The sequence below is a fragment of the Candidatus Infernicultor aquiphilus genome (assembly GCF_002784285.1).
GTDB lineage: Bacteria > Atribacterota > Phoenicimicrobiia > Phoenicimicrobiales > Phoenicimicrobiaceae > Infernicultor > Infernicultor aquiphilus.
Genome location: NZ_PFKO01000332.1, coordinates 1 through 11,328, shown reverse-complemented (window position 1 = coordinate 11,328; position 11,328 = coordinate 1). Strand labels below are relative to the sequence as shown.

The following is an 11,328-nucleotide window of genomic DNA, read 5'->3' as shown; positions in this document are numbered from 1 at the left end:
GACAGGCGTCTCGCCGGTCAGAAAATTCATGGAAGCGTCATCTATAAAAGGAGGCAGGATTGCTGTAAAGTTATAGTTTAATGAGAATGAGAAATAAGGAAGGAGAAGTTACAATGAAACGATTTAGTTTAGTACTAATATTAATAATAGTGTTAATGCTTGTATGGGGGATAGTTAGTTATGCAGAGGAAAAGAAAGTAGAAATTTTGGCTTTTTGTGGTTCTGCTTCAAAACCGGCAATGGAAGAGTGTGCAAAGCTATTTGAAGAAAAAAGTGGAATAAGAGTAGTTCTATATTTTTCTGGTTCGGGCGAAATGTTATCACAGATGAAGATGAGCAAGAGAGGTGATATCTATATCCCTGGGTCTCCTGATTACATGGTTAAAGCAGTGAACGATGGTGTTGTAGATGTTAATCAGAATGTAGAGATAATTGCCTATCTGGTTCCGGCAATACTTGTACAGAAGGGAAACCCGAAAAATATCCAGGGGCTTTATGATCTATCGAAAGAGGGTATCCGTGTTGCCATTGGTAACCCAGAATCTGTATGTGTAGGCTTATATGCTTATGAAATTTTAGAAAGAGAGGGGCTTCTTAATAAGGTAAGTAAAAATATTGTTACTCTTGGTGGGAGTTGCAGTATGACTGCAGCCCTTATTCCTATGAAAGCTGTCGATGCTATTATGGGATGGGAAGTATTTGCAAAATGGAATTCCGAAACCACTGTGGTGATATTCTTAAAACCTGACCAAGTGCCTCGACTGGCCTATATTCCGGCAGCAATTTCTACTTTTAGTGAACATCCTAAAGAAGCAAAACAATTTATTGAGTTTTTAAAGTGCCTTGAAGGGCAACAAATTTTTACTAAATGGGGTTATCTTTCGACTGAGGAAGAGGCTCGAAAATTTGCTCCCGGGGCCTCTATTGGTGGAGAATATAAATTACCTGCTGATTATGTATCTCCTGTAGGAAAGTAAAAATATGCCGAGAAAGATAAATAGTAACACTTTATTTAATATGGCAATTATTTCTACCCTGGTAGTAGTTATACTATTTATAGGGCTATTGTTGTTTTCAGTTATTGATTATATCCATTGGAAGAGATTGTCTAATGTATTTTTTTCGAATGAAGTTCTATTTTCTATGAGATTAAGTTTGATAACTGCTACAGTGGCAACAGGTATTTCGATGATGATGGCTATTCCAACAGCATTTGCTCTGTCGAGATTAAATTTTTGGGGGAAAGATATAATTGATACCCTGATTGATATACCTGTTATTCTATCACCTATGGCCACAGGTGCAGTACTATTGATCTTTTTTAATAATACTACATTAGGTAAATTTATTGAAGATAATATTACGCGCTTTACCTTTGAGGTGAAAGGTATTGTATTTGCCCAGGTTGCAGTAGTATTTGCTCTTGCTGCGCGGCTTTTAAAGTCGATTTTTGATGGTATTGATATTCGATGTGAGGATGTAGCCCGTACCCTTGGCGCAAATAAGATTAAAGCATTCTTTAATATTACCCTTCCGATGGCGAAGAGCGGTATCATTGCAGCATTTATTATGACTTGGGCGAGAGCAATTAGTGAGTTTGGGGCAACACTTATGTTAGCAGGGGCGAGTACAATGAAAACCGAGACTCTTCCTATCGCTATATTTTTGAGTTTTGCGAAGGCAGATGTTTATCAAGCGGTGGTTGTTATATTGATACTCTTGGGGTTAGCAGTATTTGTTCTTTTGGCTTTTCGTTGTATTACAAGGAGAATATTGCTATGATAAAAGTGGAAAATTTTTGTCTAAATTTGGGAAATTTTAAACTAAAGAATATAAATTTTAGTGTAGAGGATGGCCAATATTGTATCCTCTTAGGCCCATCTGGTGCAGGTAAAACCCTTCTTATGGAATGTATAGTAGGATTGAGGAAACCAGACAGAGGAAGAATTTTTTTAAATGGACGTGAAGTTACAGATATACCACCTGAAGAAAGGAATATAGGATATTTACCGCAGGATTATGCGCTTTTTCCTTTTATGAATGTTTATCGTAACATTAGTTTTGGCCTTAGACTGAGAAAATTTACGGCTGATGAAATAAAAACAGATGTGGAGGATGTTGCAGATTCCCTTAATATAAAACACCTGTTATATCGTTTACCTTCCACCTTAAGTGGAGGTGAAAAGCAACGAGTAGCGTTAGCGAGAGCGTTTATTATTAATCCTTATTTTCTTCTTCTTGATGAACCTTATTGTTCATTGGATGCAAATTTAAAGAGGAACCTTTGGCTTCAAATGTTACGCTTTCATCGGAGGACAAATAAAACAACGGTTCATATTACGCATGACCTTGAAGAAGCATTTACGCTTGGAGAGAAGGTAATTGTATTAATTAATGGATATATAGAACAGAGCGGTAGCCGTGAAGATGTATTTTACCATTGTAATAGTTTTGAAGTAGCCTCTTTTTTGGGTATTAGTAATATTTTATATGGTAGAATAATTTCAATAAATAGAAAAGAAGATAATATTAAAATAAGATGGAAAGGTTACACTATAACCGCGCGGTTTAAGGAGGAATTTGCTGAAGGTAGTAAAATAAGGTTTTGTATCCGTCCTCAGGAGATAAAAATTATTAGAGAAGGTCGTCCAATTAAAGAAGAGCTAAGAGATAATTTATTTAGAGGTCGGATTGTTGATTCGATTTCTCATGGTGCGACATACACTCTATATTTTAGGATATTTAATTCATTACCCATTTATGGCAGCGAACACGATTTTGAAATAATAGTGCCGGCATATACATATCTAAAATTGAATTTGCAAAGGGGTAAAGAAATTATGGTAGGATTAAGGAAGAAAGCAATTCAGGTTTTTAAGGAAATTTAAAAGGATTTTATTATTTTTAGGAGAATTAAATTTTTGTTAAAGGAGTAAAAGCAAGATGTTAGAGATTTTAAAAGAAGCCTTAAAGAGAATCGATAAAGGCGAAACAATCGCCTTAGTTACGGTTGTTGAAGCTAAAGGGTCGACACCAAGGGAAGTAGGAGCAAAGATGTTAGTGAATAAGGAAGGTTTAATAGCTGGTACTATAGGAGGCGGGATAACCGAAGCCAGAGTAATTAAAGAAGCGAAACAGGCTCTAAGAGATGGAAAGGGACGGCTTTTAAGTTATCATTTAACCAAAGAAGAGGCTGCCTTGGATGAAGGGGTAATCTGTGGTGGTGATATGATGTTATTTGTGGATGTTCTACGCCCCAAAGAAGAGATAATGATTTTTGGAGGAGGACATATTGCGGTTTGTCTATCAAAATTGGCCAAGATGGTGGGATTTAGATTAGTAATTATTGATGATCGAGAGGAGTTCGCCAGCAAAGAAAGATTTCCTGAAGCAGATGAAATAATAGTAGAGTCGATAGGTAAGGCTTTAAAACAGGTTAAGATAACACCTTCTACCTATATTGTCATTGTGACCCGAGGACACTTGCAGGATCAAGAGGTGCTTGCTTCAGTAATACAATCAGATGCAGCTTACCTTGGGATGATTGGTAGTCGTAAAAAAAATGCAACTGTCTTTAAAAATTTAGAAGAACAAGGGGTATCAACACAAGAACTTAAAAAAGTTCATGCCCCCATTGGGATGGATATCGGAGCTCAAACTCCGGAAGAGATTGCAGTGAGTATCATTGCGGAGATTATTCAGGTAATGAAGAAAAGTAATAAACTAATTGGGGAGGGGAAGGAAAAATGATAGAGAAATTAATGCAGATGACCAGAGCCTCCGGGTGTGCAGCAAAAATAAATCCCAAAGATTTAGAGAATTTTTTAAGTAAAATTAAGCAAACCAAAGATAAAAGATTGCTGGCTGGTTTTGAGCATAATGAGGATGCAGCGGTTTATAAATTAGATGAAAATACGGGGATTGTATTTACCTTAGATCTAATTACTCCTCTAGTTAATGATCCATACGTCTTTGGGCAGATTGCTGCTACCAATTCTTTAAGCGATGTATTTGCTATGGGTGGAAGACCCCTTATGGCATTGAATATTGTCTGTTTCCCTGAAGAAGAGAAAAAATATAATCTGTTGGAAGAGATATTAAGAGGAGGGGCAGATAAAGTTGCAGAAGCGGGTGGAATCTTGGCAGGAGGTCATTCATTAAATGATAAAGAACCAAAGTATGGATTAGCCGTGGTAGGATTAGTTGACCCAAAGAAAGTAATTTATAATAATACACCTGAAGTAGGGGATTTCCTAATCCTAACTAAGCCCCTGGGAGTAGGTATAATTTCCACCGCTATTAAGGGAGAAATTGCCGAGAAAAGAGTAGTAGATAAGGCAGTTTTTTGGATGACTAAACTAAACAAACTTTCCCAGGAGTTATTAGAATTGAATATTCATAGTCTTACCGATGTTACGGGCTTTGGTTTAGTTGGGCATCTTAGCGAGATGTTGTTATTAAGCGGAAAAGAATTAGGAGCAAAAATAATGTTTGAAGATATTCCTGTAATTGAAGGAGTTTATGATTATGTTAATACTGGTATGGTCTCAGAAGGAGCGATGAAGAATCGAAAGATTTATTCTTGTATAGCAGAAAAAAATATTAATTTATCTTTTGAGAAGGAGATTGTTCTTTATGACCCACAGACTTCGGGAGGGTTACTTATTTCTATTGACCCCCAACAGGTAGAAAAAGCTATAAAACTTTTACATCAGGAAGGTTTTACTGAAAGTAAGATTATAGGAGAGGTTATCAAATCAAAGAGTAAAGAAAGGATTAAAATATGTTAAAAAAATTTTTTTGTTTCAGAAAGTATATTATTTTTATTGGTGTATTTATTGGAATATCAGCGACAGTTTTGCAAAAATTAGGAAATCCAGCCAATATGGGGATCTGTGTAGCCTGTATGGAGCGAGATATTGCCGGTGCTTTAGGTTTGCATCGAGCAGCGGTGGTTCAATATATCCGTCCCGAGATTATTGGTTTTGTCTTTGGCTCCTTGATAGCCGCCTTAATCTTTAAAGAGTTTAAAGCTCGTAGTGGTTCGGCCCCACTCCTGCGGTTTGTCTTAGGGTTTTTAGCGATGATCGGAGCCTTAGTCTTTTTAGGTTGCCCCTGGCGGACTTTACTCCGGTTAGCCGGGGGTGATGGGAATGCCCTTTTTGGTTTAGCAGGACTAATCACCGGCATTTGGGTAGGGATATTTTTTATTAAATCAGGTTATAATTTAGGTCGTAATCAAAGGACTTATCCTTTAGTTGGTTGGATTATGCCCCTTATAATGATGGGGCTTTTTCTTTTACTTCTTTTTCGACCACAATTACCTTCCGGAGCAGTTTTTTTTAGTAGTCAAGGACCAGGTTCGCAACATGCTCCTCTCTTTATCGCTTTGTTAGTGGCTATGGTAATAGGATTTTTAGCCCAAAGGACCAGATTCTGTACTGTAGCAGCCGTTCGAGATGTGATCCTTATTAAGGATACTTATCTATTTACGGGGGTTATTAGTCTATTATTAGCTGCTTTGGTAAGCAATCTAATCTTAAAGCAGTTTCACCCTGGTTTTCAGGGTCAACCCATTGCTCATACTAATCAATGGTGGAATTTTGGGGGTATGGTTTTAGCAGGGTTGGCTTTTACTTTAGCTGGGGGATGTCCCGGTCGCCAACTCTTTCTTTCTGGCGAAGGCGATGCAGATGCCGCTGTATTTGTCCTGGGGATGATCGCAGGTGCAGCCTTTGCTCATAATTTTGCTACGGCTAGTTCTGCCCAAGGTCCCGGTCTTTGGGGGCCGGCTTCAGTTATTGTGGGATTGATCATCTGTCTGGTTATTGGCTTTAGCATGAGTAATTTAGGGAAAAAGAAAATGGAGGATAAAAAATGAATCAAAGTATCGATGTTCGAGGACTTTCCTGTCCGCTTCCCGTAGTTGCAGTTAGAAATAAGCTATTGGAGATGAAAAAGGGAATTTTGGAAGTCTTAGTAGATACCGGAACCTCTAAAGATAATATTACTCGAATGGCTACAAATACAGATTGGAAAGTAGAGATAAAAGAAGAGGGTGAAGAATATTTACTCATCATTTCCAGGTAGAAAGAAAAAAGTTGGAAAGGGAAAATAATGATTTATTTAGATAATGCTGCTACCTCTTATCCCAAGCCGAAAGAGGTAGGGCAAGCAATGATGTATTTTTTAGAAAAGATAGGAGCCACCCCTGGACGCTCTAGCCATCGTCTTTCTATTGAGTCTGCACGTATACTTTATCAGGCCAGAGAAAGTTTGGCCGAGTTGTTTAATGTTGACGATCCCTTGAGAATTATCTTTACTTTAAATGTAACTGAGGCGTTAAATCTTGCCTTGAAGGGGTTACTACGGCCTGGAGATCAGGTGATTACCAGCAGTATGGAACATAATTCAGTTATGCGCCCTCTTTGCGAATTAGAAAAAAGAGGGGTGGAGGTCATGGTTGTTCCTTGCTCCTCCCAAGGGGTTCTTGACCCGGTGGACCTAGAAAGGGCGATTAAAAAAAACACCAAATTGATCGTTTTAAATCATGGCTCTAATGTAATAGGTAGCTTACTGCCTATTACTGTGGTGGGAGAGATAGCCAAAAGACACCATATTCTTTTTTTAGTAGATACAGCTCAAACTGCGGGTTGTTATCCTTTAGATATTAAAAAAGATAATATAGACCTTTTAGCCTTTACCGGTCATAAAGCCCTCTATGGTCCTCCCGGGACAGGAGGGTTGGTCATAGGAGAGAGAGTCGATACTAAGAAATTAATCCCCTTAAAGGTAGGTGGAACAGGTAGCCATTCAGAGTTTGAAGAACAACCAGATTTTTTACCGGATATTTATGAGAGTGGAACACCTAATATAGTAGGTTTAAATGGATTAAAGGAAGGTGTCCGTTTTGTTCTGGCCGAAGGGGTAGATAAAATTCATCAACATGAGAAAAATTTAATTATTCGATTAATAGAAGGGCTAAAGGAGATTCCCGAAGTTACTCTCTACGGAGGAGATTATCGGAAAGAGCAAGTAGCCGTTGTTTCGTTTAATCTCAAAGATAAATGGCCTTCTGAGGTGGGGATGAGGCTTGATGAAGAATATGATATTATGTGTCGGGTTGGCTTGCATTGTTCCCCGGCTACCCATAAAACCATTGGTACTTTTCCCAGGGGTACGGTTCGATTTAGTATGAGTTGGTTTAATACTCTTGAAGAAGTAGATCAAGCAATTATAGCTATAAGAGACATTGCTAAAGGTGCATAACCAAGAGGAGTTTTTACTGATGAAAGATAATTATAGGGTAGTAATATTTTATTCTACCAGTGCAGCTATAAGGACAGAAAGTTTAGCTAAAAAGCAGGGACTTGCGATAAAACTCATCCCAGTACCTCGTCATCTAAGTTCTGATTGTGGTATTTGCTTACAGTTTAATAATGAAGATAAACCGAAAATAGAAAAAATTCTACAAGACGGAAAAGTTGAATATGAAAATATTTATAAAATATAATTTACTTCAAGTAGGGGTATTGCGGATGAAAATCAGTAATATGTGTAATATGTAGGGGCAGACCTTGTGTCTGCCAGTAATATGAGAAAAAGAAACCCATTTATGAAAATATTAAGGATAAATTACAGGAAGTGATGAAATTGAAATTGAGATATAAGATTTGGATAGAAAAGAATGGAGAAAAAGCCTTCGGTGACGGTCCTCTGGATATCCTTAATCGAGTAGAGAGGGCTGGGTCATTAAGGCAAGCTGCAGAAGAGATAAATATGTCTTATTCTCAGGCCTGGAATTTAATAAAAGATTTAGAGGAGAGATTAGGATTTAAGTTATTAGAAAGGAAGAGAGGAGGAGAAAGCGGCGGAGGGTCACAACTTACTGAGCAGGCCAGAGATTTGATGATGAAATTTGAAATATTTCGCCATAAAGCCCAAGAGAGTTTAAATTTGCTTTATAAAGAAATATTTTAACTTTCCCCCTTAAAGGGGGAGGATAAAGGTGGGGGTGTTATTTAAAATATTATGAAAAAGATAGCGGTAGAAAAAGCAGTAGGGACGATTTTATGTCATGACATTACGCAGATCATTCCTGGTCAGTTTAAGGGAAGAGCCTTTAAAAAAGGACATATTATTCAAGGAGAAGATATAGAAAAATTTTTAGAATTAGGAAAAGAACAGATCTATGTATGGGAACCAAAAGCCGGGGAAATTCATGAGAATGAAGCAGCTCTGCGAATAGCAGGAACAATTGCCGGGGAAAATATAATTTATGATGAACCAATAGAAGGAAAGTCTACTTTAAAATCAAAAGTTAAAGGAGTTTTAAAAATTGAGTCTTCTCTTTTAAAGGACATAAATTCAATAGAAAATATTTCTATTGCTTCTCTTCCGGGAAATTTTAAGGTAGAAGAAGGACAAAAGATAGGCGGTGCTCGGGTCATACCTCTATTTATTAAGGAAGAAAAATTGAAAAAGATAGAAAATTTATGTTTAAAAAGAGGAAAAGTATTGGCAGTAAAAAATTATAAAAAAATGAAAGCTGCCATTATAACTAATGGTAATGAAATATATAAAAATAGAATTCAAGATAAATTTGGACCAATAATGAAAGAGAAATTAAATTATTTTAGAGCTGAATACCTGGGTCAAACTATTTGTCCTGATGATCTAGAAGAAATAAAAAAAGTAATTTTTCATTATCAAGGAAAAGGAGCTGATCTAATTATATTAACCGGTGGAATGTCAGTTGATCCGGATGATTTAACTCCTGGGGCTATAAGGAATAGCGGGGCGAAAGTAGTGACTTATGGGGTCCCGGTTCAACCAGGGAATATGTTTATGATGGCTTATCTTAAAGATACTGTTCTTTTAGGGATTCCAGGTTGTGCGATGTATTATAAAACTACTATTTTAGATGTAGTATTGCCTCGGATTTTTATTGGAGAAATTTTGACTAAAGAAGATTTTGTAATCATGGGAGAAGGTGGATTTTGTTTAAACTGTGAAGTTTGTCGTTATCCTAATTGTTTTTTCTGTCGGTGAAATAAAAAGGAGAGGGGAAAAAATGGATTTTTATGAGGATATAAAAGAAAAATTTTTTAATCTAATTAAAGATAAAAACCTAATGTCTTTAAAAGTACAAATAGTAAGTGCTAAACCATTAACACCACAAGAGGTAATCGGAAAGCCAGAAAGAAATGATTTTCCTTTATTAAAGGGCAAAGAAGTAATGATTCAAGCAAATTTTAAAGGAAGTTTAGGTCAAGCCTTTACTGATATGCCCGGAAATTATAGTGCTACCCTGAAGGAGATTTTCGAGATGACCTTAGATAATAATTTTAAAAGAGCTGTTTTTATTGCTACTTTAAATGCTGTTTTAAGGTACTTAAAACTTGTTAATAAGACAGTTCACTGCAAAGATAAAGAACCAGGAGATTGTGCTGCTCACCTGGTAGATTATATCAAAGAGCGATTTGATAATCCCCGTATCGCTTTTATCGGGATGCAGCCAGCTATGGTGGAGGCCTTAACTGATCATTTTAAAATTAGGGTAACCGATTTAGATTATGACAATGTAGGTCAAAAAAGAGGTGGGGTATTAATAGAGGATGTTTCTTATACCAAAGAAATCATAAACTGGGCCGATCTAATTATTGCTACTGGAACCACTGCAGTTAATAATACCTTATCTTCACTCTTAGTAAATAAGCCGATTATCTTTTATGGAGTTACTATTGCTGGCCTTGCTTATCTTAAAGGTTATGAACAATATTGTTTTTGTGGCCATTAGAAGTTTTTGATATTACCAGAAATTAGGAGAATATATATAAATGAAGAATTTTTTTATTTTGTTATTAATAGGATTTTTAATCTTGGTTTCCTTGGGCGAAGGTGCCGCACAAGAAGAGACTCCTCTGGGAATGGCGGTAGAATTTATGGACCATGCTGCTTGTGCCTATATCAGTCAGGATAAAGGTTGGTTTAAGGAAGAGGGGCTCAACTTAACTACTTATGAGAGTTATGTGACTGGTATGGCTTTAGCTGCTGCTTTAGCCCGGGGAGATATTCAGGTAGCTTATATTTGCTTAATACCAGCCATAAATGTCTATGCTAATGCAAAAGTGCCAATAAAGATAGTGGCTGGAACACATAAGTATGGATATGGTTTAGTAGTTAATCCTGATAAAGTAAAAATAATCCAGGATTTAGAAAAACCAGATATTCGCCTCGGTTGTGTCAGAGAAGGTGGAGCGGTGGATGTGTTGCTTCATCGGACAATGGACAATTACAATCTCAATAAAGAAAAAATATTAAATAGAATTCAGCGGATGGATCCAGTAAAACAAGTTCTGGCTATAAAGATGGGGCAATTAGATGCTGCTTTTCTCCCTGAACAATGGGCAACTATGGCTGAAGAGTCTGGTTTTAAGATGTTGTTGATGAGTCAGGAGGTCTGGCCTGAGATGCAAGGAAGTGTTTTGGTGGTAAAGGAAGAATTGATCAAGAATCATCCTGATTTAGTAAAGAAGTTGGTCAAAGTTACCAAAAGAGCAACTAATTGGGCTAATCAATATCGGGAAGAAGCAGCAGAGATTATGGCTCGGCAATTACAAATTGCCAAGGGAAGTCTTTTCCCTATAAATACAGCTGAAGAAGCGGGCAGATTAGATATTACCCCTGAAGTCTTGTTTCGCTCGATGGAAAGATTGAAATATACTACTGATATCAATCCTGAGATGGTGCAGGAAACCATAGATTATCTGGCAAAATTGGGCTATATAAAAAGTAGCTTCCCGGCTGAAGATATTTTAGATTTGAGTTTTATAGAGGAATGAAAAGATATAAAATATTAAAATTAAAATGGGAGATAATCCCCATTATTATATTTCTCGGAATATGGGAGATAATTGCTCGCCTAAACTTAATCTCTGGTCATTTTTTCTTTCCTCCCTTTTCTACTATAGTAACAGAATTTTGGTATCTAACCGTTAACGGAGTATTAGGGCCTAATTTTCTAAGTAGTCTAATTAGAGTTCTTGTAGGTTTTTCTACCGGTTCTATTGCCGGGCTATTGATGGGAATTATAATGGGGTGGAGTGAAGTGACCAACAAAGCATTAAGTCCAATCATCAGTCTAATTTATCCTATTCCAGCCTTGGGCTGGCTCCCTTTATTGATGTTATGGTTTGGAATTGGTGAAATCTTGCCGATTACTATAATATTTATCTGCTCCTTTTTTCCTATCCTTTATAATACTGTTACCGGAATTAACAACGTGAATAAAAATTATATCTTTGCGGCCAGGATATTAGGTGCTTC

General features: G+C 36.8%; 14 protein-coding genes. All 14 read left to right on the top strand.

Features of this window, described 5'->3' with window-relative positions:
• Positions 1 to 113 precede the first annotated feature (113 nt).
• Positions 114 to 977, top strand: coding sequence for a molybdate ABC transporter substrate-binding protein (modA, locus tag COZ07_RS09255; RefSeq protein ID WP_406608279.1), 864 nt, complete (start codon positions 114 to 116; stop codon positions 975 to 977).
• A 4-nt stretch (positions 978 to 981) separates the two neighbouring features.
• Positions 982 to 1,782: an ABC transporter permease gene (locus COZ07_RS09250; protein WP_406608278.1), complete on the top strand. Its 801-nt coding sequence runs from the start codon at positions 982 to 984 to the stop codon at positions 1,780 to 1,782.
• Positions 1,779 to 2,888, top strand: a complete 1,110-nt coding sequence (locus tag COZ07_RS09245) for an ABC transporter ATP-binding protein (RefSeq protein ID WP_406608277.1) — start codon at positions 1,779 to 1,781, stop codon at positions 2,886 to 2,888. Before COZ07_RS09250 ends, COZ07_RS09245 begins: the two co-directional genes overlap by 4 nt.
• A gap of 55 nt (positions 2,889 to 2,943) precedes the next feature.
• Positions 2,944 to 3,750 (top strand): XdhC family protein, encoded by an 807-nt coding sequence (locus COZ07_RS09240; RefSeq protein ID WP_406608276.1) that lies wholly within the window; start codon positions 2,944 to 2,946, stop codon positions 3,748 to 3,750.
• Positions 3,747 to 4,790, top strand: coding sequence for a selenide, water dikinase (gene selD, locus COZ07_RS09235; protein ID WP_406608275.1), 1,044 nt, complete (start codon positions 3,747 to 3,749; stop codon positions 4,788 to 4,790). Before COZ07_RS09240 ends, selD begins: the two co-directional genes overlap by 4 nt.
• Complete coding sequence (yedE, locus tag COZ07_RS09230; protein WP_406608274.1) at positions 4,784 to 5,881, top strand: YedE-related selenium metabolism membrane protein; 1,098 nt, start codon at positions 4,784 to 4,786, stop codon at positions 5,879 to 5,881. The genes selD and yedE overlap by 7 nt, the downstream gene beginning before the upstream one ends.
• Positions 5,878 to 6,090, top strand: coding sequence for a sulfurtransferase TusA family protein (locus COZ07_RS09225; protein WP_406608273.1), 213 nt, complete (start codon positions 5,878 to 5,880; stop codon positions 6,088 to 6,090). The genes yedE and COZ07_RS09225 overlap by 4 nt, the downstream gene beginning before the upstream one ends.
• A gap of 27 nt (positions 6,091 to 6,117) precedes the next feature.
• A complete protein-coding gene (locus COZ07_RS09220; protein WP_406608272.1) occupies positions 6,118 to 7,269 on the top strand; it encodes an aminotransferase class V-fold PLP-dependent enzyme in 1,152 nt (383 codons plus the stop codon).
• A gap of 19 nt (positions 7,270 to 7,288) precedes the next feature.
• On the top strand, positions 7,289 to 7,513 hold the full coding sequence (locus COZ07_RS09215; RefSeq protein WP_406608271.1) for a DUF3343 domain-containing protein: 225 nt from the start codon (positions 7,289 to 7,291) through the stop codon (positions 7,511 to 7,513).
• 146 nt (positions 7,514 to 7,659) lie between these two features.
• The gene (locus tag COZ07_RS09210) at positions 7,660 to 7,980 is read left to right on the top strand and encodes a winged helix-turn-helix domain-containing protein (protein WP_406608270.1); all 321 of its coding nucleotides are present in this window, start codon (positions 7,660 to 7,662) and stop codon (positions 7,978 to 7,980) included.
• A 51-nt stretch (positions 7,981 to 8,031) separates the two neighbouring features.
• Positions 8,032 to 9,051 carry a molybdopterin-binding protein gene (locus COZ07_RS09205; RefSeq protein WP_406608269.1) on the top strand — a complete coding sequence of 340 codons (1,020 nt, stop codon included), beginning with the start codon at positions 8,032 to 8,034 and terminating at the stop codon, positions 9,049 to 9,051.
• A 22-nt stretch (positions 9,052 to 9,073) separates the two neighbouring features.
• Complete coding sequence (locus tag COZ07_RS09200; RefSeq protein WP_406608268.1) at positions 9,074 to 9,799, top strand: Rossmann-like domain-containing protein; 726 nt, start codon at positions 9,074 to 9,076, stop codon at positions 9,797 to 9,799.
• A 40-nt stretch (positions 9,800 to 9,839) separates the two neighbouring features.
• On the top strand, positions 9,840 to 10,844 hold the full coding sequence (locus COZ07_RS09195; RefSeq protein ID WP_406608267.1) for an ABC transporter substrate-binding protein: 1,005 nt from the start codon (positions 9,840 to 9,842) through the stop codon (positions 10,842 to 10,844).
• Positions 10,841 to 11,328: ABC transporter permease (locus COZ07_RS09190; protein WP_406608266.1), on the top strand; the 488-nt coding region annotated here is incomplete at its 3' end. The genes COZ07_RS09195 and COZ07_RS09190, both read left to right, overlap by 4 nt.